Raw genomic sequence first — 24807 nt, 5'->3', positions numbered from 1 at the left:
CCGGAGTTCCACATAATGAGTTGGTTTGAAAAATTAGTCCCTTCAACGATAAGAACAGAAGGTTCGAGCAAAAAAAAGGGTACAGTCCCCGAAGGTCTTTGGACCAAGTGTCCTAACTGCAGCGCGATTCTTTACAATACGGAACTGGAAAGAAACTCAAGTGTTTGCCCAAAATGTGAACACCATATGCGTATTTCTGCAAGAACCCGCCTTGAACTCTTTCTGGATAAGAATGATCAGGAAGAAATAGGGGCTGGAATAAAGCCTACTGATCCGCTCAAATTTAAAGATAGTAAAAAATATAAAGACCGAATTACTCAGGCACAAAAACAGACGAAGGAAAACGATGCCCTAGTCGTTGTTAAAGGAAAATTAAAAGGCAAGGATATTGTAGCCGCCGCTTTTGACTTTGGCTTTATGGGTGGGTCAATGGGTTCTGTCGTTGGCGAGCGCTTTGTAAGAGGTGTAAATAAAAGCCTGGAACTCAATATCCCCTTTATTGTTTTTACTGCCAGTGGCGGTGCGAGGATGCAGGAGTCGTTGTTTTCACTTTTTCAAATGGTAAAAACCAGCGCTGCTTTAACACGTCTATCTGAGGCGGGAATACCCTTTATATCCTTTATGACTGACCCCACTATGGGTGGAGTTTCGGCAAGTTTGGCCATGCTGGGCGATATCAATGTTGCCGAACCTAATGCGCTGATCGGATTTGCCGGTCCCCGCGTGATTGAACAAACAGTGCGTGAAAAATTACCCGACGGATTTCAGAGAAGTGAATTTCTCCAGGATCATGGGGCTATTGATATGATTATTGATCGACGTGAAATGAGAGACAAGCTAGCCGATATTTTGTCTATTTTAATGGCGTCAAAACTTGAATCAACCGGTTACAACCCGATTCCAAGCACAGTTAATGAATCGGCTGTTGATGAGCAGACGGTGTAGTGTAATACCCGCCTGATTAGTTCATAAACATGCCATTTAATTCTTTGAAGGACTGGCTGCAATGGCAGGAGAGCCTTCATCCGCGCGTTATTGATTTGGGTTTGCAACGTGTAGGACAGGTTTTCAGTGCCTTACAGCCAAAGTACAATAAACCGGTAACGTTAACGATCGCCGGTACTAACGGCAAAGGTTCGGTTGTCGCGTTTTTGGAGTCGATTTATCTTGCTCAAGGTTATAAAGTCGGCACTTACACCTCGCCTCATATTCTCAAATACAACGAAAGAATCAAAATAAACGGAAGTCCTGTATCGGATGACCTGATTTGCAGTGCTTTTGAGAGAATTGACGCCGTTCGATCCGATGTCTCTTTAAGCTACTTTGAGTTCAGTACCTTGGCGGCATTGGATATCTTTGCTCAATTCGATCTGGATGTGCAATTACTGGAAGTCGGATTAGGCGGTCGACTGGATGCCGTTAATATTATTGATACTGATTTGGCCATTATTACCAGCATCGGCATTGATCATACTGAGTGGCTAGGTGATACACGTGAATCTATTGGCAGAGAAAAGGCTGGCATTTTTAGAAGGAATGTCCCTGCCATTGTAGGTGATCCTGTTCCTCCCTTATCACTTAGAATCTGTGCCGAAGAAACGGGGGCAAAAGTCAGCTACATCAATCAGGATTTTCATTTCGAAAAACACCCGGACGGATGGAACTGGATTGGCGAGCAAGTTTTGATCAGCAATTTGCCTTCCCCTAATTTAAAAGGGGAACATCAATACAGAAACGCCGCCACAGTGATTGCTGCAATCACTGCCATGCAGAATACTCTTCCGGTTGATCATGATGCTTTAAGCAAAGGTATATCCCAGGTTCAATTACCCGGACGATTTCAATACATCGAAGGTAAAATACCGGTCTTGCTGGATGTGGCTCATAACCCGCAAGCTGTCGAAACCCTGGCTGATTTTCTTAAGGAAAATTTCAGTCATATGCGTGTGCGTGCTGTTTTTTCCGTAATGAAAGACAAGGATATTGCCGGAATTATCAATATCATCAAACCCCTGGTGTTTGATTGGTTTTGTGCGCCTTTAATAAACAATGTCAGAAGCGCGCCTGATTTTATGTTGCAAGAGACTTTTTCGAGTTGCTCGGTGCAACTCGTTCATACCGGGTTTGCCGATGCAAAGTCAGCCTTTTTAGCAGTTAATCAGGCAGCAGAAGAGGGTGATTTGGTGTTGATATTTGGTTCTTTCTTTTTAGTATCGGAATACTTAGCCAGTTTAGAATAGAGGTTATTAATAATGGATCAGGAATTAAAACAAAGGCTTATTGGTGTCGCCGTGATAACTGCGTTAGCGGCAATCTTTATCCCTATGTTATTCGATAATCCGGTTGACGAAAGCGGGCAAATTGTTAATGAGCTGACAATCCCGGAACCACCGGTTCAGACATTTGAAGAGACCGCTCAACAATTGCCTCCGCCTCCGACCGAGGCAGTAGGAGAGCCAAAAGCTGAGGAGGCCATTGTTCAGGATGGCGAGGATCAGTACTTGCCCTTGAATGAAGAATATGTCGAAGACGCGGGACAATACACTGCCGATTTTCGCCAGAATTATTCTGAGGTTGGCGATGTGGGAGCCGGAGCCGTGCCTCAATCTCAGACGGTTCAACCCGATAGTAAAACATCATCTCAAATCGGCTCTCCTGAAAATGTACCGCTAACTTCGGTTGAAGCTTTAACGCCGGTAGCCCCGTCTTCTAATGCAGATGCAGCCGGTTGGTATATCCAGCTGGGTAGTTTTAGTAAGCAGGAAAATGCATCTTCCCTGTATAACAAGTTAAAAGCTGATGGGTTTCCTGTCATACTGGATGAAATAAGAACTCCAGCAGGTAAAGCGTATCGATTAAGAGTCGGCCCTGAGTCAGACAAAAACAGGGCTGTCACTATCAAGTCAAAACTTGATCAGCAACACAAACTGAAGAGTATTTTGACCGGAGGAGGTAAGCCTGCAGCAGCAGAGACGCTTAAATCGCCTGCTCAGCAAGGGGAGAAAGCATTACCCGCGAAAGCTGAAAAATCTGTGACAGAAAGTCCTCCGGCATCCGTGCGGTGGTTCGTTCAGTTGGGGACTTTCTCCAAGCAGGAAAATGCAATTGCTTTAAGAGATAAATTGCGCAGCAAGGGTTTTTCAGTCAATTTTGATGAAATTACTACGTCAAAAGGAAAATCTTACCGGTTAAGGGCCGGGCCTGAATTGAACAAGAAAAAAGCAGAAGAAATGAAAGCTAAACTCGACAAGGCCACAAACTCTTCGACTCTGCTAAAAGCCGAGTAGCGCTGATTGTCTATTTAAAAACTAATGATGTATTGGATATCACGGCGCTAAAAAATAATTAAAAACAGTTAAGTGTTGAGCAGGATAATCCAACATTTCAAGGCCATTGCGTTAATTATTGGGTTTCGTAAAGAATGCAACTCAACCTAAGCTGAATTTTTACAAAAACAAAATACTATCAGTGCTCTATATCAAAAAAACGTCCGCTTTATCAAGGTAACAGGCAATGATGATCTGGGTTGATTACACCATTATTGGTTTGATTGTTATTTCACTGGTTATTGGTTTATTACGTGGGATTTTGAAAGAAGCGCTGGCTCTTTCAATGTGGGTCATAGGGATTTGCATAGGGCTGATTTTTAGCAGCGATTTGTCAGTTTGGCTTCAACCTACTATTGAACTGCCGATCGCAAGAATTGGCATGGCATTCGGTATCCTTTTTTTCACGACCTTGTTAGTGGGCGGTATTATTGAATTGCTATTGACCGAATTGATAAACAAAACCGGACTCACGATCTCTGATCGTTTTGCAGGTATGATTTTTGGTGCTGGACGCGGTCTTGTTGTTGTCTCTTTATGTATTATGCTGGCGGGTTTAACCTCTTTACCGGAAGACCCCTGGTGGAAAGAATCCATTTTAATTCCTCCATTTCAAACATTGGCCATCTGGATCAGGGAGCATATTCCTTCCGGTTTGGCCGGCTATGTGAATTATCATTAACCGTTCCAATAATTAAGGCTCTAAGATGTGTGGTATCGCCGGTATTGTTTCTCATCGTTATGTCAGTCAGGAATTGTATGATGCTTTGACTGTGCTTCAACACAGAGGCCAGGATGCTGCAGGAATTGTAACCTGCGAAAATGGCCGCCTGCATCTGCGCAAAGACAATGGCTTGGTCAGAGATGTATTCAGTAACAGTCATATGCTGAAGCTAAAAGGAAATATGGGCATTGGCCATGTCCGTTATCCTACGGCCGGATGTACAAGTTCAGCTGAAGCGCAACCTTTTTATGTTAATTCGCCTTTTGGTTTGACCCTGGCTCACAACGGTAATCTGACCAATACCGAAGAGTTGAAACAGGCATTATTTGTAGAAGATCAGCGTCATATCAATACCGATTCGGATTCGGAGGTATTGTTAAATGTATTTGCTCATGAACTACAAGAGTTGAAAAAACTGAAACTCAGTGTAGAAGATGTGTTTACGGCGGTAACCAAAGTTCACGAACGCTGCCGGGGTGCTTATGCTGTGGTAGTTATGATCGCAGGTGTCGGTATTCTGGGGTTTCGCGACCCACACGGTATAAGGCCTATCGTTTTTGGCGAGCGTAAAACTGAGAACGGTTCGGAATTTATGATCGCTTCGGAAAACGTGGCTCTGGATGTTCTGGGCTTTGACATGATCAGGGATATTGAGCCCGGTGAAGCCGTGTTTATTGAGGAATCCGGTGTTTTACATACCAAACAGTGCTCTGCTTTGGTGGATCATTGTCCGTGTATTTTTGAATATGTGTACTTTGCCCGGCCGGATTCGATTATTGACGATATTCAGGTCTATAAAGCGCGTCTTAGAATGGGTGAAAAACTGGCCGATAAAATCATCCGTGAATGGCCAGACCATGATATTGATGTTGTCATTCCCATCCCCGACACCAGCCGGACAGCAGCATTGCAATTAGCCAACCGCCTGGGCGTAAAGTTTCGCGAAGGATTCATTAAAAACCGGTACATAGGCCGAACGTTTATTATGCCCGGTCAGCAAATGCGTAAAAAATCGGTTCGTCAGAAATTGAACGCTATTGATCTCGAATTTGAAGGTAAAAACGTATTATTGGTCGATGATTCGATTGTCAGGGGGACCACCTCCGAACAGATTATTCTGATGGCCAGGGATGCAGGCGCTAAAAAAGTTTATTTTGCATCGGCGGCCCCTCCGGTCAGATATCCGAACGTTTATGGGATCGATATGCCGGCCGCCCATGAATTGATCGCACATAACCGCACTGAAGATGAAATTTGCCAGGCGATTGGCGCAGATAAAGTCATTTATCAGGATCTTGACGATTTAATTGAAGCAGTTAGACGAGGAAATCGTAATATCAAGCATTTTGATACATCTTGCTTTAGTAATGAATATATCACCGGTGATATTGATGACGCCTATTTAGAAAATATTGAAAAGCTGCGTAATGATAGCGCGCAAAATATGCGAAATTCAGAAAATTTCATTATTGGTATGCAGAATTCAGATTGAACGATATGACAAAGGATATGGAAACAAAAAAATACCTAGACGAAACATTGGCGATAAGGGCAGGGCATAACCGGACTCAAGAAGATGAGCACAGTATTCCCATATTTACCACGTCAAGTTACGTTTTTAAAAGTGCTCAGGAAGCGGCGTTAAGATTTACCGGTCAACAACCGGGAAATATTTATTCACGGTTCACCAATCCTACTGTTAATGCCTTTCAGCAACGATTGGCACTGATGGAAAACGGTGAGCGCTGTTTGGCATTTGCATCTGGAATGGCCGCCATTATGGCGGTAGGTATGGGTTTATTAAAAGCCGGTGATCATGCGGTAGTATCCAGAAGTGTTTTTGGCAATACCGTTTTGATGTTTCAAAATTATTTTGGCAAGTTCGGCGTCACAACCGACTTTGTCGATTTGACCGATTTATCGGCATGGGAAGCCGCTATAAAGCCGAATACCCGGTTTTTATTTCTGGAAACCCCGTCCAATCCTTTGATTGAAATCGCCGATATTTCAAAAATTGCTGATATAGCACACAGGAATAACTGTTTATTGGTCGTCGATAACTGTTTTTGTACGCCCGCCCTTCAAAAGCCTCTGGACATGGGGGCTGATATTATCGTGCATTCGGCCACTAAGTACATTGACGGACATGGACGTTGTGTCGGGGGCGCAATAGTTGCCAGCGATGAGATTATTGAAAAGAGCATCTATCCTTATCTGCGCACGGGCGGTGCGACGATGAGTCCTTTTAATGCCTGGGTTTTTCTGAGTGGACTAGAAACCTTGTCGATCCGAATGAAAGCGCATTGTGATAGTGCTTTTGAATTAGCTAAATGGCTCGAACAGCAGGAAAGTGTTGAAAAAGTGCATTACCCCGGTCTTCCGCACCATGCCCAACATGAATTGGCTAAGCAGCAGCAAAAGCACTTCGGCGGAATTGTCAGTTTTGAATTAAAAGGCGGGCAAGCAAAAGCCTGGTCATTGATTGACTCAACGCAACTAATTTCGATAACGGCTAATTTGGGCGATGTCAAATCGACAATAACGCATCCGGCTACTACAACTCACGGGCGTTTGTCACCAGAAGCAAGACAGGCGGCCGGAATCAGGGACAGTCTGGTAAGAATTTCCGTTGGCTTGGAAAATATCGAAGATATCAAGAATGATTTGTTACTAGGCCTGACAAGCTAATTGTCTGTGACCCATTCCAGCAAGATTCATGATTCAAGAACCACCTGATTTCTGCCGTTGTCTTTGGCTTTATAAAGGGCTTCATCAGCACGGGTGATAAGGCTTTCCACGGTATCGTCAGGCTTTAAAGAGGCGATACCAATCGATACCGTTATTACCCCGATAGATTCGCTGTTATCTTTTCGTTTCAACCGGCTTTTTTCCAAAGTCGCTCTTATATTTTCGGCTACAGTTAAGGCTTTTTGAATGTGCGTATCAGGCATGATGATCGCCATTTCTTCTCCCCCGAATCGGGCTGCGAAATGAGCATCTTCTGTGTGTTGTTTGATTAATTTGGCGGTAAATTTAAGAACTTTATCACCGACCAGATGACCATAGGTGTCGTTAACTTTCTTAAAATGATCCAGATCGAGCAGTGTTAGGCACATCTTGCTGTATTTATTCTTTTTAACCAAATGCTCTAAGGTTGTGTCAAAAAAACCTCTGTTTAAAAGTCCAGTTAATGCGTCGCAGGATGCGCTTTCTTTAACCTGTACCAATTCAATACGTAATTCCTCTATTTCTTTTTTTGCTTTGTCGAGTTTTGATTGTAAATCTTGACTGGTTACCGTCATGCCGTTTGTTTCAATAACAATTTCTGCCAGTAATTGTTTAAGATCATCTCGGCTGTTAATGTTTTCCAGCAGCTTCGATTTTTCCTGAAAACTAATCGTTGCGGCAGAAGCTTTTAAGCTGGAAGCTTCGACGGTTTGGGCTGTATTATTCATCAAGCTGATGAATTCGTTGTTTATTTTTTCAAATGCTTCTATAGAGCTGCTGCAAACAAATTTTTTATACAATTCAAGTGCAAAAGCCTGATCAAACGGTTCATTTTTATCCCGCCAGTCATCTATCGCCTGATTTAAAAGTTTATTACTGCCGGTTACATATTCATACCAGACAGAATAATTGATGGGATCAGCAGATATTCTATGGCTGGACATCAACTGTATGATCTGCCTTAAATAATGACTGTTTTCTTCGAATGTATTGTTATAACTGGAAATAATGGACATTAAATTTGAATAGTCTGTAGTTGAAAATAAATTAAAACAGGTCATTCTTTGATTGATACGTTCAGATCTTTTTTCAATCAATTTCTTTCGATTAAACAAAATTAATTCTGCAAGGATAAGTGCTAAAAAAAAGCAGTTAGTTTCTTAACAGATTTTAGTTGCTTTTAGTAAAGGAAATTCTAGCCAATAAATGAGATTAAGCTATCTTTATCTCAATCAAGAATCTTTCAGAAACTGGTAACTCAATAATGTTTCAAGATCGAAAAGAATATAGAAAAAACTTTACCTCTTCAGGGCAGCTGTATTTTGGAGGAGAGGCGTTGGAGTTTATTAGCCATGATGTGTCGGTCAAAGGCATTTCCATTGAAGTACTGCCGGGCTTGCTACTAACAAGCATTGCAGATTTTGAGGCGTGCCTGGCAGAAACAGCAAGCGCGGAAATCTTTGTCAAAGATTTAATGCTGACGGGTGAAGCTGAAATAATCTGGCTGCGTCAAGAAAACGGCAAAACCTTAATGGGTTTAGAATTTAAAGATGTTATTTATAATGCTGAAAAAATATGGTTAAAAAGGCAGTATTACCGCAAACAACAACAGTTTAGCGGGTATATGCTATTGAAAAACAAACGCATAGAGTTCGAAGGTAAAAATATTTCAGTTGATGGACTGATGATTTATTTAATACAGGGAGACGAGAGCTTGATTCCCGGCGCGGTTGTTAAATTGTTTTCTGAAGCGCTGAATATAAGAGCCCTAGCCAAGGTGTGTTGGGTAAAATCAGAAATGACCGGGCAAGGTCAGTTTATGGGTTTAAGATATTTGTCCAGTGAATAAACCATCATTCAATCTTCAGTAGATTATCCAGCTTTTTCTCTCTTTCCAATGCATACAGATCATCGTATCCTCCTACGTGAAAGTTATCGATATAAATCTGAGGCACTGTTCTCCGTTTGCTTCGCTGCATCATTTCCAGTCGTAATTCAGGCTTTTCGTCGACATTGATTTCGTTATAGCCAACGCCTTTTTTATCCAGTAATCGTTTGGCCATAATGCAATAAGGGCAGATGGTTGATGTGTAAATTTGAATGTCCGGCATATCATTTAATTCCATAATAAAAACGACTTTTCATTTTAGGGATAAGCGTTTATTTATTCAATGCACTTTGATTTAACCCAGCACTTTACCAAAGCCCAGGCCGCAGCTTCAAGAGACGGGCCAAACGCAATAATACCGTCTTGATGGCCATACATGCTGAATATTGAGCATGTGTTCAGTTGTCCGCTGGTAAATAAATGTTTAACCGCCATGACCATTTCCGGCGATCCATACAAAACTGAATCCGGCGTATAAGGTAGTCCTAACTCTTTGGATTTTAACCACAGTTCCGGGCTATGCACATGGATTACAGCTTTAATATCAGAATCTTGCTGATAGACACAGGCGTGTGTCAGTGCTTCTGATGAAGGTTTTGATAAGCCGTTAGAGTATATACGGTTCTTTATTATTTCAGTGCCGGTTACCATGCAGTAATGATCAATTTCCAATTCTTCAAGATGCCCTGTCTGGGTGCCGCTAATAATGAATTGAGATGTTGTATTGTCTGATTTGAAGCTGATATTTCCAAATCCGTATCCGTCGTATCTTTCAGGATTTTGACCGATTAGTCCTAGCCGGTGAAAAAGGGTGCGCCAGGCATTGATAGGCCGCACATCGATTCCGGCAGGTAAGGGGGTTTGAGCATGATGGAGCTCAAATTTTATAACGCCTTCTGGTTCGTTCATGGTGCCAAGTAAGGATGATCACTCTCAAAAAATGATGTAGTTTAACCAATACAGTGAAAGGTTGAACAATTTTCAGAACTTTAAGGTTAATTAAGATAAAATAGCCCGTTTTGAACGACTTAACCACAAGCAGCTTTACTATTGGTAGTTGATTATGCGATGTCCATTTTGTGGGACACAAGACACCCGGGTCGTTGACTCAAGGCTTTCTAATGAAGGCGACCAGGTGCGAAGACGGCGAGAATGCATTGTTTGTAAAGAACGATTCACTACTTATGAGTTTGTCGAATTAAGCTTGCCAAGAATTGTTAAACGGGGTGGGGCAAGAGAACCTTTTGATGAAAACAAACTGCGCTCCGGCATGTTGAGAGCTCTGGAAAAAAGACCGGTAGGCAGCGACGCAATTGAGGCGGCCATCAGCAGAATCAAAAAAGAGCTAATGGCAAAGGGCGAGCGTGAAGTGACAGCCAATGAATTGGGTGAAAAGGTCATGCGGGAATTAAGCGAACTGGATCATGTTGCATTTGTTCGTTTTGCTTCTGTCTATCGCAGTTTTCAGGATGTCAGTGAATTCACGGACATGATCAATCATCTACAAAAAAAGTGAGAAAGCCTGTTGCTGGATATTGATACCAAGCTCATGGCACGAGCTATCAAATTGGCCCAAAAAGGCTTGTATACAACTGACCCTAATCCGCGTGTCGGTTGTGTTTTTGTTAAAGAGGGTCAGATTTTAGGTGAAGGATGGCACCAAAAAGCCGGTGAAGGACATGCTGAAGTAGAGGCACTAAAAAATGCGGGTGACGTATCCGGCGCCACAGCTTATGTAACCCTGGAGCCCTGTAGCCACCACGGCAAGACACCGCCCTGCGCTGAGGCTTTGATTAACGCAAAAGTTGCTCGTGTTGTTGTCGCTATGCAAGACCCCAATCCGCTGGTATCCGGACGAGGTATCTCTAAGTTAAGAGCGGCGGGTATTGAAGTTCGTTGTCACGTTTTAGAGGAAGAAGCCCAAAAACTTAATCCAGGTTTCATCAAGCGAATGAAGACCGGTTTGCCTTATGTTCGCAGTAAATTGGCGATGAGTCTGGATGGTCGAACTGCGCTGGCCAACGGCGAAAGCAAATGGATTACCTCGCCACAGGCCCGGTCTGATGTGCATAAACTTAGAGCCAGAAGCTCGGCTATCATGACCGGAATCAACACCGTTCTGGCTGATGATCCGCAATTGAATGCCCGTATTGATAAATCGCTTGTGCAGCCGTTAAGAGTGATTCTGGATTCTCGGTTAAGAATGCCTGTCAACGTGAACATGTTGAAACAACCCGGACGCACCCTTGTTTTAACCTGTTGTGATGACGATAAAAAAGCACGTTTACTTGAACAGGCCGGCTGCGAAGTTGTCAAAATCGGCCAGCGAGGTGCGGTTGTTGATATATCTGCGGCACTAAAGTTTTTAGGAGGCCTGCAAATCAACGAGTTGTTGATCGAGGCAGGGGCAATTTTAAACGGCGCCTTATTGAATGAGAACTGCGTGGATGAATGGATCGTCTACCAGGCCATGTGTGTTTTAGGTGACAAAGGCCGGGGTTTATTTTCGCTGCCCGAGTTGACCGGCATGGCCGACAGAAAACAACTCAAACTGATTGATGCGAGGCCTGTCGGCCCGGATCTCAGGCTCAGTTTGACCCAATTAATTTAAGTCTTATTAAAGAAGCCATGTTTACAGGTATTATTTTGGCAATCGGTCAGGTGTCGGCCATCACGCCTAAAGAGGGTGATTTTCGCCTTAAAATTCAAACGGGCAAGTTGCCGATGACGACCGTTCAATTAGGCGATAGTATTGCGGTTAACGGCGTTTGTCTGACGGCTGTAGAACTGGGTACGGATTACTTTATTGCCGATGTTTCCAATGAAACACTGTCACGCACAACGTTAAAAGAAGCAAAAACAGGCATGCCTGTCAATCTTGAGCTGGCATTAACGCCATCGACCCGGATGGGTGGTCATATTGTCAGCGGACATGTCGACGGTATAGGTACGATTCTTGATAAAAAATCAGATGGACGTTCCTGGCGCTTTCGTATTAAGGCGCCCGAGACCATTGCCAAATATATTGCCGAAAAAGGATCTATCTGTATCGATGGTATCAGTTTGACGGTTAATGAAGTTGAGGGAGCCGTATTTGGCATTAATATTGTGCCTCATACACTAAAGGAAACAACACTGGGCACCAGCCATATTGGCACAAAAGTCAATCTGGAAGTGGATCTTCTGGCTCGTTACATGGAGCGCTTACTCCAGAGCAGCAGTACCGAGTCCTCAGAATACACGGGCGGTGTTACTGAACAATTGCTAATGAACAGCGGATTTTTTAATAAATAAATGAATACCATTGAAGAAATCATAGAGGACCTGCGCCAAGGCAAAATGGTCATTGTCATGGACGATGAGGATCGGGAAAATGAAGGCGATTTGGTCATGGCGGCCTCGTTTGTCAGATCTGAAGACATCAATTTTATGGCGCGTTACGGCAGAGGTTTGATATGTCTGACGTTAACTGCCGAGCGTTGCAAACAATTGCGACTGCCGCTGATGGTCAATGAAAATAAAACGGCCCATTCGACTAATTTTACCGTCTCTATTGAAGCGGCTACCGGTGTGACAACGGGTATTTCTGCGGCTGACCGGGCCAGAACGGTTCAATGTGCCGTGGCAACCGATGCAAAAGCCGAAGACTTGGTTCAGCCGGGGCATATTTTTCCGTTAATGGCCCAATCCGGCGGAGTGTTGAACCGGGCTGGACACACTGAGGCGGGCTGCGATCTGGCAAGGCTTGCAGGCGTGGAACCGGCTTCCGTTATTGTTGAGATTTTAAACGATGACGGCAGCATGGCAAGGCGCCCTGATCTTGAGAAATTTGCCGCCCAACATCAATTAAAAATCGGCACCATTGCCGATTTAATTCACTACCGTATACAAAACGAAAATACGCTTGAGCGCATCAGTGAATGTAATTTTCCAACTGAATTTGGCGACTTCCGTCTTTATGCCTATCAGGACAGGAATGACAATAAGTTACATCTGGCCTTGGTTATGGGTAAAGTCGCCGGAGATGAACCGGTTCTGGTCAGAGTTCATGCGCGCAATTTACTGGATGATTTATTCTCATCAAAGCGTAATGAAAATAGTGTGTCCTTGCGGGAAGCCATGCGGATTGTGGCTGCGGCAGGGAAAGGTGTCATTGTTGTGATTCGCCAAAATGAAGACAATAAATCCCTGGTCGAACATATTCATCAATATCAAATGCAGGATAATGGCATCGCTCCGCAACCCGCTATGGCCGGCACGGATAATTGGCGCATGACAGGAACCGGCTCACGCATTTTAGCGGATCTGGGTGTCAGAAAGTTAAAAGTGATAGGGACACAAAAAAAGTATCTGGGATTGTCCGGTTTCAATCTGGAAGTGACCGATTATGCCGATCAGGACAGCTAAATAAATCGGGTTATCGTATCTGCTAACTAGCTTTGAATTTAGGGAGTAGGTGTTTGATTTCAAAGGACGCATAAATGCATCCGTGTTGCAGAAGCCCTTTTAATCAACCACCTACACACAATAAAATCGGAAGGGGAGCAAATACCCTTTCTCACGCTAATGCTTGTCTGCTTTAGACAATTTTTTAAATTTAAAACTTAGAGAGTATCCATGTCGGCTATAAAAACCTTCGAAGGGCAGTTGTCTGCTAAAGGTGGAAAATTCTGTATCGTTGCATCAAGATTCAACAGCTTCATTGTAGAGCAATTGGAAATGGGGGCTATTGATACGTTGGTTCGGCATGGTGCCGACAAAGCTGATCTTTGTCTGATCAAGGCTCCCGGCGCATTCGAACTACCCATGGTGGTGCAGCGAGCAGCCGCCACCAAAAAATATGATGCAATCATTGCGCTCGGTGCAGTGATCCGCGGCGGCACGCCGCATTTCGAATACGTTGCGGGTGAATGCGTGAAAGGTTTGGCGACTGTGTCGTTGCAATACGATATCCCCGTCAGTTTTGGTGTATTAACCGTCGATACGATTGAGCAAGCCATAGAAAGAGCAGGAACAAAAGCCGGCAATAAAGGGGCTGAAGCGGCTATGTCCGCATTGGAAATGGTCAGTTTATTCAAAAATCTGGAAAACGCTTAATGAGTCAGGCTCGAACCAATGCTCGAAAATCAGCTGTGCAGGCTTTGTATCAGTGGCAGATGACCGGTCAGAATCTCAGTCAGATTGAGCTGCAGTTTCACGAAGATGACCGGCTTAAGGATGCCCAAAAGAGCTATTTTCATGAGCTCTTTCATGGTGTTCCGGCGCAACTGGATAAAATCGATGAAGCACTGGCGCCGTTTGTCGACAGGCCCATTGAAAAAATAGATCCTGTTGAGCGAGCCATTCTGAGAATTGGTGTTTATGAGTTGCTTCTGCGTCTTGATATGCCCTATAAAGTTGTAATCAATGAGAGCATCAACTTAGCCAAATGCTTTGGCGCAGAAGGCAGTCATCGTTATGTAAACGGTATTCTGGATAAAGTGGCTCAACAACAACGCACGGCAGAGATAAAAATCAAAAATAGCGGAGCAAAAAAAACCAGTGGCGCTGACTGAATTCGGGTTAATCAGTCGTTTTTTTGCCGGCAAACCAAACTATCGCTCATCGACGCATTTGGGCATTGGTGATGACTGCGCGCTGCTAAAGGTGCCTGATGGCTACCAGTTGGCGGTGACCACAGACACGATGGTGGAAAATGTTCACTTTTTGCGAGGGACAGATCCCAGGCAATTAGGGTTCAAATTGCTGGCAGTCAATTTAAGCGATTTGGCCGCGATGGGAGCGGAACCGGTGGCTGTAAGCCTGGCCTTGACGATGCCGGAAGTCGATGAAAATTGGCTATCGGAGTTTTCAACTGGTTTTCAGGCGCTCGCTGAGCAATTTAAAGTTGACCTGATTGGTGGCGATACCACCACCGGACCGCTGACCTTGACAGTTCAAGCGATGGGATTAATTCCAGCAGGAGAAGCCTTGCTTCGCTCTGGAGCTCGACCCGGTGATTTGATCTTTATGACTGGAAGTCTTGGGGATGCCGGCTTGGGCCTCAAAATGGCCCAACATCAGTCTCAAATAGACTGCGAAAAAGCTTTGCAACGGTTTAATTGTCCTCTCCCTAGAGTGCAGGAGGGTATTGCGTTGCGCACTGTTGCCAGTAGCTGCATAGATATTTCCGATGGCTTGTCGGCCGATTTGGGTCATATTCTGGAGCTGAGTTCGGTTGGTGCGCGCCTTGATTTCGACCAAATTCCATTATCTGCCGGCGTTCATCAATACCTGAACGAAACGGGCGACTGGTCATTTCCTTTGTGTGCAGGTGATGATTATGAGCTTTGTTTTACCGTTGCACCTGAAAAAGCGGGGCTTCTGAATTTTGCCTGCACGCAAATCGGCATCATCGAGTCGGAACCCGGAATAAGAATTTCACGTCATGGCTTGATTGATACACTAAAGGTAAAAGGTTTTGAGCATTTTTCTAAATGAAGTCGGACGGAATAAGTTATCGCGATCAGAAATAATGCGAGATCCCCTATTGTTTCTTGCCTTTGGTTTCGGTTCGGGGCTTTTCAAAAAAGCGCCCGGCACAATGGGTACACTCGCCGCTATTCCTATCTATTGGGCGCTGGCAGCTTTAGATCCCTGGCTTTATGGCTTTCTGGTGATTTTAATTAATCTGGCCGGAATCTATTTTTGCGATTATGCGGCAAAGAAATTGGGTGAGCACGATTTTGGTGGGATCGTATGGGATGAAATTGGCGGTTTTTTAATTACGCTGTTGTTTATACCTCCGTCTTGGGCGGCAGTTTTCGTTGGGTTTGTGCTTTTTCGCTGGTTTGACATCTTCAAACCTTGGCCGATCAGTTGGGCTGATAAGAAAGTTGATGGCGGCCTTGGCATTATGTTGGATGACATCATTGCGGGCGGTATATCTTGCTTGATAATGCTGTTCATTTTTAATGCTGAAGCCGTTATTTAATCGGCATAAAATTAGCCGTCCCAGTTTGAATTTTTAATGTGGCTGTGAATGTAGGTGTAAGCCTTGCGAGAAACGCCTTAGACCCATCCGTGAGTGCTTGACGGCAGCATTCTTCTGCCGATATCCTCGCAAAGCTTACGCCTACCCTTATTTGCCATCAACCGGGGATTTGCCAATATAAAATAAATGAGTTGCTTAATCTGAAAAAGCGCTTATAATGCACAAATCAATCGCGGGGTGGAGCAGCTTGGTAGCTCGTCGGGCTCATAACCCGAAGGTCGTAGGTTCAAATCCTGCCCCCGCTACCAGATATTAAAAGGCCCCTTATGGGGCTTTTTGCTTTTTGGGGCTTTTGCTTGAGCCCTTAATGATTTTTAAGGAAGAGCCTTTGGCTCTTTTTTTATGTGCGAGAGAAAATGAGGCAGCAATATGAAACAGGCTCCTGAGCATTTGGTTAATTTAATTGAGCCAATTGTGGAAGGTCTAGGCTATGAATGCGTTGGGATTGAATACAATCCTCATCCTCGCCATGGCCTGTTGAGAATTTATATCGACAGTGATCAGGGTATTCTGGTTGAAGACTGTTCCCGTGTCAGCCACCAAGTCAGTGGCATGCTGGATGTCGAGGACCCCATACAAGGAAACTATCAACTGGAAGTTTCTTCGCCGGGTGAAGACAGGCCCTTTTTTAAAGTGGAACAATTTGAACGTTTTATAGGCAGCCTGGCTCAGGTTAACCTGTTCAGCCCTATTCAAAAACGAAAAAAAATAACCGGCCTCATCATAAAAGTTGAGGGCCAAAACATCTTTCTTCAGGAAGATGATCAGATTTTTGAGGTTCCATTTGAAGCGATGAGTAAAGCGCGTCTGGCACCTGAGTATTTAAAAAATAAAGGAGTGCGCAGTGGCAAATAAAGAAATTTTATTAATGGTTGATGTATTTTCCAATGAAAAGGAAATCGATAAAGAAACAGTTTTTCAAGCCGTAGAATCGGCACTGGAGGCTGCAACTTCCAAGCGCTACAGTCACAACATTAGATCTCGGGTCAGTATTAATCGCAAAACAGGTGACTACGACACTTTCAGATGCTGGGAAGTGGTAGAGGCGGATTCACGGTTTGAAAATGACCTGGAATTTCCCCACACCCAAATGTTACTGGATGATGCCAGGAACATAAAAAGCGATGCCGAAGTAGGCGATGTCATCGAAGAACAAATTGACTCGATAGAGTTTGGCCGCATTGCCGCTCAAACGGCCAAGCAGGTCATTATCCATAAAGTGAGAGAAGCTGAGCGTCAAAAGATCGTTGAAGCTTATAAAGACAGAGTGGGCGAGCTGATTACAGGCATCGTCAAGCGTATTGAAAAAGGCAGTGTTTATCTCGATCTGGGCGGGCACGTAGAAGCTTATATTTCTAAAGAAGACATGATTCCCCGTGAATCGGTTCGTATTGGCGACCGGGTAAGAGGGTATTTAAAATCAGTACGCTCCGAACAAAGGGGTCCCCAGTTATTTGTCAGTCGTGCGGCTGCTGAATTGTTGATAGCTTTATTCAGATTAGAAGTACCTGAAGTCGGCGAAGGCATGATTGAAATCAAGGGCGCGGCTCGCGATCCTGGTTCACGAGCAAAAATTGCCGTCAAAGCCAATGATCCGCGTCTGGATCCGGTCGGTGCCTGCGTAGGCATGAGAGGATCCAGAGTTCAAGCGGTCTCCAATGAATTAGCCGGTGAGAGAATTGATATCATCCTGTGGAATGACAGCGAAGCCCAATTTGTGATTAACGCAATGGCGCCGGCTGAAATTGAATCCATTATTATCGATGAAGACAAGCACTGTATGGACTTGGCGGTAAAATCAGATAACCTGTCTCAGGCCATTGGCCGAGGTGGACAAAACGTCCGCTTAGCCACAGAGCTGACCGGATGGGAATTGAATGTTATCGATGCATCCAAAGCAGAAGCTTCCAGCGGGGCTGAGGCAGAAATAACCAAGAAATTGTTTATCGATGAATTGGGTGTGGATGACGAGGTCGCTTCCATCCTGGTTGAAGTGGGTTTTAATTCAATCGAGGAAATTGCCTATGTACCGGTCAATGAAATGCTTGAAATTGAGGAATTTGACAAGGAATTGGTTGAAGAGCTTAAAAATCGGGCCAAAGATGCACTTTTAATTAGCGCAATTGCTTCAGAGGAGAAAATTGAGGCTGCCGAACCAGCAAGTGATTTGCTTGAAATGGAAGGCATGGATAAAGATTTGGCTTATGAAATGGCCAGTCACGGAATTTTGACCATGGAAGATCTGGCGGATCAGTCGGTTGATGATCTACTGGAATTCTCTGATGTAAATGAAGAACGAGCGGCAAAACTAATTATGAAGGCACGAGAGCCTTGGTTTGCTGGAGATCAAGGCGTATAGGACGAGGGTAAGATATGAGCGATAAAACAGTACGGCAGTTAGCTGAGGTAGTAGGCATACCTCTTGAAAAATTATTAGAGCAACTGAAGGAAGCAGGTTTGTCTGCGAGTGCCCCTGATGATGTCATTCAAGAAGATGAAAAAGTCAAATTATTGATTCATCTACGTAAACGACATGGCAAGTCCATTAGCGAAATTGAAAGCACACCCACTCGAGTTACGCTCAAAAGGCGTAAGGTCAGCGAAATCAAGCAAAATACCGGACCGGGTAGCGCTGCAAAAACGATCAGCGTCGAAGTGCGTAAAAAGAAAACCTACATCAAGCGCACTGACACAGCCAGTGTCGATGAACATAAAGAGACTGAGGCCGAAAAGCCGGGTTTATTAGAGGCGTCCCCTGAGATTGCTACGAAATCAGTCAAGCCAAGTGTTACGATTGATGTTTCGGCTGAGGATAAAACGGTTCATTTATCACATCCTGTGGTTGCTTCGCCTGAAACGCTAGTTCAATCCGAAGTTTCAGGGGCCATTGAGCCAGTAGCTAAAGAGGAATATGACGAAGAGATTATTCCCGTAACCGAGGACGTTGTTCCTATTATTGAAATAAGCAAAGAACAAAAAGAGAAAAACAAAAAAGCCGAAGAAGAACGTAAGAAAACTGTTGACCGTCAAAAACGGCATGAAGAAGCGGTAGAGCGTAACGCTGAAAAAGTCAGGCAATTGGCAGCGGCTAAAGTAGAAAGCCAGAAAAAACGTAAACCGGTTATTCAGGAAATAGATAGCGAAGGTAGACGCACAGGTAAAAAGAAATCGAAACAGAAAGACCGCGGAAACCAATCGGATGCAAAGCATCAATTCGAAAAACCGGTTTTACCGGTAATCAGAGATGTGACTATTCCGGAACATATTATTGTTTCTGATTTAGCTCAAAAAATGAGTGTAAAGGCGGCTGAATTAATTAAACAATTGATGAAGCTGGGTATTATGGCGACCATTAATCAGGCAATTGATCAGGATACCGCCGTATTGTTGGTTGAAGAAATGGGTCATAAAGCCATCCTGCAAAGCGATGATGATCTTGAAGCTGAAATCCTTGCTGAATTGAAAGAAGAAAATCGCAGGGAATTGCCCAGAGCGCCGATTGTCACCATTATGGGCCATGTCGATCACGGTAAAACCTCGTTGCTCGATTATATTCGTGAAACTCGTGTTGCTGCTGGCGAAGCGGGCGGTATTACCCAGCACATAGGTGCGTATCAGGTTGTGACTGACCATGGCTCAGTGACTTTTCTGGATACCCCCGGTCACGCGGCGTTTACGGCTATGCGGGCTCGCGGTGCAGAACTGACGGACGTTGTTATTGTTGTGGTCGCAGCCGATGATGGCGTTATGCCGCAAACCAAGGAAGCGGTTGAGCATGCCAGGGCAGCCAATGTGCCTATCATTGTAGCGGTCAATAAAATTGACAAGCCGCAGGCCAATCCTGAAAAAGTCATGCAGGAAATGTCCGTCATAAATGTCATACCGGAAGAGTGGGGTGGTGATGTCCAGTTCATTAAGGTTTCTGCTAAAACCGGTGAAGGGATAGATGATCTGATCGAGGCATTGATTCTCCAGACTGAAATTTTAGAGTTAACCTCTCCTGTTGAAGGCTCTGCTTCGGGTATTGTGATTGAATCACGGCTTGATAAAGGACGCGGAGCAGTTGCTACCGTTCTGGTACAAAAAGGCACTTTACAGAAAGGTCAGTTTGTCCTTTGCGGTTACGAATATGGCCGTGTCAGAGCCATGTTTAACGAAAATGGAAAAAACCTTAAAGAAGCCGGCCCCAGTACGCCGGTTGAAATTTTAGGACTATCAGGAACACCCAACTCAGGCGATGAGTTTTTAGTGGTTCAAAATGAGCGTGCTGCCAGAGAATTGGCAGAACACCGTGAAGATAGAAGTAAAACCAGCAGAATGGCAGCTCAACAGGCCGCCAAGCTCGATCAGGTATTTTCTCGCATGGCTACCGGCGAGATCGCTTCACTTAATCTGGTGATTAAAACCGATGTGCAGGGCAGTTTGGAAGCATTAAGAGAATCGTTGGTTAACTTGTCAACTGAAGAAGTTGAAGTTAAGGTTATTTTCGGTGGTGTTGGTGGGATCAACGAAGGCGACGCTAACTTGGCCCTTGCATCCGGTGCAATTCTGATTGGTTTCAATGTGCGTGCCGACGCTACTTCGCGCAAGCTGATTGAAGAAAAAGATATCGATCTGCATTACTACAGCGTGATCTACCATGCGATTGATGAAGTAAAAAGCTCAATCAATGGCATGCTGGCACCGGAGATCAAAGAAAATATCGTTGGCTTGGCAGAAGTGCGCGATGTATTCCGTTCCCCGAAATTTGGCGCTATCGCAGGCTGTATGGTTATTGAAGGCATTGTTAAGCGTAATCTTCCTATTCGTGTCTTACGTGACAATGTGGTCATCTACGAAGGTCAGTTAGAGTCGCTGCGCCGTTTCAAAGATGATGTCAGCGAGGTAAAAATGGGCATGGAATGTGGTATCGGCGTAAAAAATTACAACGATGTTAAAGCCGGAGACCAGATTGAAGTATTTGAACGTGTTGAAGTCAAACGGGAATTATAACGAGAATGGCTAGAGAATTTGGTCGTAACGCTCGCGTTTCATCACAGATACAAAAAGAACTGGCTTTGATTCTTCAAAGAGAGCTCGACAGGATTCGTTTGGGTTTTGTGACGATTAATGATGTTGAAACCAACAAGGATCTGGCTGTTGCTAAAATTTACGTCACCATCCTGAATAAGGAAGGTGACGAAAGAAAGCAAAGCATGAAGTATCTCAATGATTCGGCGCCATTTATAAGAAGTGAGCTCGCAAAACGCATGCGACTGCGCATAGTGCCGGAGCTCAGATTTTATTACGACACGTCATTTGAAAACGGCATGCGCGTCGCCGAACTGCTTAGTGATTTGCCTGACAGCAAGCAAGATTGATCGTTAATGGCTAGACGAAAATCAGGGCAGGCAATTCACGGCATCATATTGCTTGATAAACGCAGCGGCGTTTCATCCAATAAAGCCCTTCAGGAAGTCAAAAGGCTTTTTGATGCGAATAAAGCGGGACATACAGGCAGTCTTGATCCATTGGCGACAGGACTTCTGCCGCTGTGTTTTGGCGAAGCCACAAAAGTGTCTTCATTTATGCTGGATGATAATAAATGCTACCGGGTTGTCATTCAGTTAGGTGTTGTGACCGAAACGGGAGACCGGGAAGGCGCTGTGATTCAAACAGCCGTTGTGCCGGAACTTAATGAGCAATTAATCAGGCAGTGTTTGCTCCATTTCACCGGAGAAATAGAGCAAGTCCCACCGATGTACTCCGCGTTGAAACATCAGGGGAAAAAACTGTATGAGTTGGCAAGACAAGGTGTCACCGTTGAACGTAAAGCCAGGCACATCACTATTTTTAAAATGGATTTGCTTGATACCACGGTCGACACGCTAAGCCTGGATGTCTGGTGTTCGAAAGGAACTTACATAAGAACGCTGGCGGAAGATATAGGTCATTACCTGGGCTGTGGCGGAACTGTTAATGAATTGCGCCGTTTGGAAGCCGGTTGCTTCAGAATTGAGGATGCCTTGACGATAGAACAGTTGCTGGACATGCCAGTGGACAGCTTGAAACTTGCACTTATTCCAATGGACAAGCCTCTTGAATTCATGGCTTCCGTTCAAGTGAGCGAAGAACAAGCCGAACACTTAAAACACGGAAGATCTGTGGATTTTGATCAACATCAATCAGGCAAGGTTCGCATCTACACTATGCAGAACTTTTTGGGGTTGGGTGAATTATCTTTGGATGGTAAACTAGCGCCTAAAAAAATATTTAACTTAAACTGAATAGAACCTATTCAGTGAACAAGGGGTTCTGATTAAAGCAGACCCAAAATAACATCTGTTTCTACACCCTATTGTGGAAACAATGTGACCCTCAGTCATGAAAAATGACTTTTTTTATTTCGTTAATCTATAGGGATTATCAATGCCATTTACTGCTGAACACAAAAAAGCAATCGTTGAAGAATATCGTTTATCAGAAACCGATACAGGTTCTACTGAAGTCCAAGTCGCATTGCTGACTGCGCGGATTGTTCATTTGACGCCTCACTTTGCAGAACACAAAAAAGACAATCATTCTCGTCGCGGCTTATTACGCCTCGTTAATCAGCGTCGTAAATTGTTGGACTACTTGAAGAATACAGATCTGAATCGCTATCGTTCATTAATAGATCGCTTAGGTTTGCGTAAATAAATGATCAGACTTAGAACGGCACGTAGGTGCCGTTCTTTGCGGTTACAAAATGACTTAATTTATAACCTTTAACATAAAGGAACCTTATAGTGACTCTTGTTAGGAAAGAATTTCAGTACGGCGACCAGCTCGTCACACTTGAAACCGGTGAAATAGCCCGCCAGGCCGACGGTGCAGTAATTATTAACATGGGAGGGACTACCCTTCTGGTCACAGTCGTTGGAAAAAAAGATGCAAACGTTGGCGGAGATTTTTTTCCATTAACTGTGAACTATCAAGAAAAAACTTATGCCGCAGGAAAAATTCCAGGTGGTTTTTTCAAACGTGAAGGACGCCCTAGCGAGAAAGAAACGCTTACTTCACGCTTAATCGATAGACCTATCAGGCCGCTTTTTCCTGACGAGTACACCAACGAGGTTCAAATCGTTGCTACGGTTATGTCTCTAAACCCAGAGATTGACCCCGAAATTCCTGCATTACTGGGCTCATCTGCCGCATTAGCCATCTCCGGCTTGCCGTTCAATGGTCCGGTTGCTGCGGCTACAGTGGGCTATCAGGATGGTCAATATTTACTGAACCCATCAGTAACGGCTATTAAAGGATCGCAACTGTCCTTAGTCGTTGCCGGTACCGAGCATGCTGTGTTGATGGTTGAATCAGAGGCCCAAAGCTTAACCGAAGAAATTATGCTTGGCGCTGTTCTCTTTGGTCATGAACAAATGCAACAAGCTATCACCGGCATTAAAGAGTTTGCGCAAACAGTCAATAAACCATTGATTAACTGGCAGGCTCCTGTCGCAAATATTGAACTGGAAAAATTAGTGTCCGATTCAATTGAAGCGGATATCAGAGCGTCATATCAAGTTGCAGAAAAACTGACCAGACAAGAGCAATTGAAAGAAATCAGAAGCGCTGTAGTCACCAAGCTGACGGAAGGCGAACAATATTCTGAAAAAGACATTCGTGCAATTATCGAAAAGCTGGAAAAGAAAATTGTCCGCAGTTCGATTATCAACGAACACAAGCGTATCGATGGCCGTAATCTGGATAGCGTCAGACCTATTTCAGTCAGGACCGGTGTTTTACCTCGTGCTCACGGCTCTGCCTTGTTTACTCGAGGTGAAACCCAAGCCTTGGTGGTAGCCACACTGGGAACAGAACGTGACTCACAAATTATCGATGCATTGGCTGGGGAGTATAAAGAAAGCTTCATGCTGCATTACAATTTCCCTCCCTATTGTGTAGGTGAAACCGGTTTCGTCGGATCACCCAAGCGTCGTGAGATTGGCCATGGCCGCTTGGCTAAGCGTGGTGTTCAAGCCATATTACCTAATATGGATGAATTCCCTTATGTCATTCGCATCGTTTCGGAAATTACCGAATCGAATGGTTCCAGTTCCATGGCATCAGTGTGCGGAAGCAGTTTGGCATTGATGGATGCCGGCGTTCCTACTAAAGCACCTGTAGCCGGAATTGCTATGGGGCTAATCAAAGAAGGCGACAATTTTGCTGTTTTGTCTGACATCATGGGTGATGAAGATCACTTGGGTGATATGGATTTCAAAGTCGCAGGAACAGAAGACGGTATAACCGCCTTACAAATGGATATCAAGATAGATGGCATCACAGCGGAAATCATGAAAACCGCTTTGGATCAAGCCAAAATTGGTCGTATTCATATTTTGGGTGAAATGAATAAAGCGCTTTCTGAAACCAGAAAACAGATGTCAGATTTCGCGCCTCGTATTATTACTATCAGAATTGACCCCAGCAAGATTCGCGAAGTCATTGGTAAGGGCGGTGCGACGATAAGAAGCTTGACTGAACAAACCGGAGCCAGCATCGATTTGACCGATGACGGTATCGTAAAAATTGCCTCGGTTGACAAACAGGCGGGTGAAGAAGCACGCCGGTTGATAGAAGAAATCACCGCTGAGGTTGAGGTAGGTAAAACTTACGAAGGTAAAGTTGCCCGCTTGATGGACTTTGGCGCATTTGTAACCATTCTGCCCGGCAAAGACGGTTTGGTTCATATTTCGCAAATTTCTGATGAACATGTTGATAAAGTCAGCGATAAACTGAATGAAGGCGATGTTGTCCGGGTTAAAGTTTTAGAAATTGATCGCCAGGGCAGGGTCAGACTCAGCATGAAAGCAGTCGACATCAGTGAATAATGATTTCGAATAAGTGAGTTATTAAAAGGGCCTTAACAGGCCCTTTTTTTTGCTCTTTTCTTTCTCATTTGAATTGTGTGTAGGCGTTTTCAAGGCAGGTAATTCCTCGATATCTGACTAAGTCCGGCGGATTTTATCGTAACTTTTTCACAACACACTTTCTTAATAAGATTAACGATAGTTAAAGACAATTTAATCTATAATACGCGCCAAAAGTCGATTCACTCTTATTTTTTGCTTAATACTTTGACTGATTG

At 44.2% G+C, this 24807-nt stretch carries 24 protein-coding genes, 1 tRNA gene and 2 pseudogenes; 24 read left to right on the top strand and 3 right to left on the bottom strand.

All coding sequences use genetic code 11. The features are described 5' to 3' along the window. The first annotated feature begins 15 nt into the window (after positions 1-15). The 6 genes from accD to Q7V32_RS17805 all read left to right on the top strand — a co-directional run bounded on the left by accD (position 16) and on the right by Q7V32_RS17805 (position 6738). Positions 16-945: an acetyl-CoA carboxylase, carboxyltransferase subunit beta gene (gene accD / locus Q7V32_RS17830; protein ID WP_304898333.1), complete on the top strand. Its 930-nt coding sequence runs from the start codon at positions 16-18 to the stop codon at positions 943-945. Positions 946-974: 29 nt separating this feature from the next. Next, positions 975-2240, top strand: coding sequence for a bifunctional tetrahydrofolate synthase/dihydrofolate synthase (gene folC / locus Q7V32_RS17825; RefSeq protein WP_304898332.1), 1266 nt, complete (start codon positions 975-977; stop codon positions 2238-2240). Positions 2241-2252: 12 nt separating this feature from the next. Then, positions 2253-3287 (top strand): SPOR domain-containing protein, encoded by a 1035-nt coding sequence (locus Q7V32_RS17820; RefSeq protein ID WP_304898331.1) that lies wholly within the window; start codon positions 2253-2255, stop codon positions 3285-3287. 226 nt (positions 3288-3513) lie between these two features. Further along, on the top strand, positions 3514-4008 hold the full coding sequence (locus tag Q7V32_RS17815; protein ID WP_304898330.1) for a CvpA family protein: 495 nt from the start codon (positions 3514-3516) through the stop codon (positions 4006-4008). Between the two features lie 25 nt (positions 4009-4033). Then, positions 4034-5542 carry an amidophosphoribosyltransferase gene (purF, locus tag Q7V32_RS17810; RefSeq protein WP_304898329.1) on the top strand — a complete coding sequence of 503 codons (1509 nt, stop codon included), beginning with the start codon at positions 4034-4036 and terminating at the stop codon, positions 5540-5542. Positions 5543-5547: 5 nt separating this feature from the next. Beyond that, the gene (locus Q7V32_RS17805; protein WP_304898328.1) at positions 5548-6738 is read left to right on the top strand and encodes an O-succinylhomoserine sulfhydrylase; all 1191 of its coding nucleotides are present in this window, start codon (positions 5548-5550) and stop codon (positions 6736-6738) included. Positions 6739-6764: 26 nt separating this feature from the next. Here Q7V32_RS17805 and Q7V32_RS17800 read toward each other — a convergent pair whose 3' ends face one another. Next, on the bottom strand, positions 6765-7793 hold the full coding sequence (locus tag Q7V32_RS17800; protein WP_304898327.1) for a GGDEF domain-containing protein: 1029 nt from the start codon (positions 7791-7793) through the stop codon (positions 6765-6767). Between the two features lie 248 nt (positions 7794-8041). On the opposite strand from Q7V32_RS17800, the gene Q7V32_RS17795 reads away from it, so the two are divergent. Next, entirely contained in the window at positions 8042-8626 is a 585-nt protein-coding gene (locus tag Q7V32_RS17795; RefSeq protein WP_304898326.1) for a PilZ domain-containing protein, read from the top strand. Positions 8627-8630: 4 nt separating this feature from the next. On the opposite strand, the gene grxC is transcribed toward Q7V32_RS17795, so the two are convergent. Together grxC and Q7V32_RS17785 are read right to left on the bottom strand one after the other, a co-directional pair. After that, positions 8631-8888 (bottom strand): glutaredoxin 3, encoded by a 258-nt coding sequence (gene grxC, locus Q7V32_RS17790; RefSeq protein WP_304898325.1) that lies wholly within the window; start codon positions 8886-8888, stop codon positions 8631-8633. A gap of 53 nt (positions 8889-8941) precedes the next feature. Beyond that, positions 8942-9574: a class II aldolase/adducin family protein gene (locus Q7V32_RS17785; protein ID WP_304898324.1), complete on the bottom strand. Its 633-nt coding sequence runs from the start codon at positions 9572-9574 to the stop codon at positions 8942-8944. A gap of 154 nt (positions 9575-9728) precedes the next feature. On the opposite strand from Q7V32_RS17785, the gene nrdR reads away from it, so the two are divergent. From nrdR to pnp, 17 genes and pseudogenes are all read left to right on the top strand, one after another. After that, a complete protein-coding gene (nrdR, locus tag Q7V32_RS17780; RefSeq protein ID WP_304898323.1) occupies positions 9729-10181 on the top strand; it encodes a transcriptional regulator NrdR in 453 nt (150 codons plus the stop codon). Positions 10182-10214: 33 nt separating this feature from the next. Continuing rightward, positions 10215-11276 carry a bifunctional diaminohydroxyphosphoribosylaminopyrimidine deaminase/5-amino-6-(5-phosphoribosylamino)uracil reductase RibD gene (ribD, locus tag Q7V32_RS17775; RefSeq protein WP_304898322.1) on the top strand — a complete coding sequence of 354 codons (1062 nt, stop codon included), beginning with the start codon at positions 10215-10217 and terminating at the stop codon, positions 11274-11276. Between the two features lie 17 nt (positions 11277-11293). Then, on the top strand, positions 11294-11959 hold the full coding sequence (locus tag Q7V32_RS17770; protein WP_304898321.1) for a riboflavin synthase: 666 nt from the start codon (positions 11294-11296) through the stop codon (positions 11957-11959). Then, entirely contained in the window at positions 11960-13072 is a 1113-nt protein-coding gene (gene ribBA / locus Q7V32_RS17765) for a bifunctional 3,4-dihydroxy-2-butanone-4-phosphate synthase/GTP cyclohydrolase II (protein WP_304898320.1), read from the top strand. A 210-nt stretch (positions 13073-13282) separates the two neighbouring features. Next, complete coding sequence (gene ribE / locus Q7V32_RS17760) at positions 13283-13762, top strand: 6,7-dimethyl-8-ribityllumazine synthase (protein ID WP_304898319.1); 480 nt, start codon at positions 13283-13285, stop codon at positions 13760-13762. Then, positions 13762-14220, top strand: a complete 459-nt coding sequence (nusB, locus tag Q7V32_RS17755) for a transcription antitermination factor NusB (protein WP_304898318.1) — start codon at positions 13762-13764, stop codon at positions 14218-14220. Before ribE ends, nusB begins: the two co-directional genes overlap by 1 nt. Further along, a complete protein-coding gene (gene thiL, locus Q7V32_RS17750; protein WP_304898317.1) occupies positions 14207-15145 on the top strand; it encodes a thiamine-phosphate kinase in 939 nt (312 codons plus the stop codon). The genes nusB and thiL overlap by 14 nt, the downstream gene beginning before the upstream one ends. 34 nt (positions 15146-15179) lie before the next feature. Beyond that, a complete protein-coding gene (locus Q7V32_RS17745; protein ID WP_304898316.1) occupies positions 15180-15638 on the top strand; it encodes a phosphatidylglycerophosphatase A in 459 nt (152 codons plus the stop codon). 231 nt (positions 15639-15869) lie between these two features. Next, positions 15870-15946: transfer RNA gene (locus Q7V32_RS17740), tRNA-Met, on the top strand. Between the two features lie 121 nt (positions 15947-16067). Next, complete coding sequence (rimP, locus tag Q7V32_RS17735; RefSeq protein WP_304898315.1) at positions 16068-16553, top strand: ribosome maturation factor RimP; 486 nt, start codon at positions 16068-16070, stop codon at positions 16551-16553. Positions 16554-16566: 13 nt separating this feature from the next. After that, the gene (nusA, locus tag Q7V32_RS17730) at positions 16567-18057 is read left to right on the top strand and encodes a transcription termination factor NusA (protein ID WP_304898357.1); all 1491 of its coding nucleotides are present in this window, start codon (positions 16567-16569) and stop codon (positions 18055-18057) included. A gap of 14 nt (positions 18058-18071) precedes the next feature. Continuing rightward, a pseudogene (locus Q7V32_RS20870) lies at positions 18072-18384 on the top strand (translation initiation factor IF-2 associated domain-containing protein); the annotation flags it as partial. A 518-nt stretch (positions 18385-18902) separates the two neighbouring features. Continuing rightward, positions 18903-20690: pseudogene (gene infB, locus Q7V32_RS17725) on the top strand (translation initiation factor IF-2); the annotation flags it as partial. Positions 20691-20695: 5 nt separating this feature from the next. Next, positions 20696-21058, top strand: a complete 363-nt coding sequence (gene rbfA, locus Q7V32_RS17720) for a 30S ribosome-binding factor RbfA (protein WP_304898313.1) — start codon at positions 20696-20698, stop codon at positions 21056-21058. A gap of 6 nt (positions 21059-21064) precedes the next feature. Next, positions 21065-21964: a tRNA pseudouridine(55) synthase TruB gene (gene truB, locus Q7V32_RS17715; RefSeq protein ID WP_304898312.1), complete on the top strand. Its 900-nt coding sequence runs from the start codon at positions 21065-21067 to the stop codon at positions 21962-21964. 142 nt (positions 21965-22106) lie between these two features. Next, positions 22107-22376 carry a 30S ribosomal protein S15 gene (gene rpsO / locus Q7V32_RS17710; RefSeq protein ID WP_304898311.1) on the top strand — a complete coding sequence of 90 codons (270 nt, stop codon included), beginning with the start codon at positions 22107-22109 and terminating at the stop codon, positions 22374-22376. 89 nt (positions 22377-22465) lie between these two features. Further along, positions 22466-24550: a polyribonucleotide nucleotidyltransferase gene (gene pnp, locus Q7V32_RS17705; RefSeq protein ID WP_304898310.1), complete on the top strand. Its 2085-nt coding sequence runs from the start codon at positions 22466-22468 to the stop codon at positions 24548-24550. Positions 24551-24807 lie beyond the last annotated feature (257 nt).

Origin of the sequence: Methylicorpusculum sp. (genome assembly GCF_030651835.1) — a bacterium.
Classification (GTDB): domain Bacteria; phylum Pseudomonadota; class Gammaproteobacteria; order Methylococcales; family Methylomonadaceae; genus Methylicorpusculum.
This window is presented reverse-complemented; position numbering and strand designations above follow the sequence as displayed.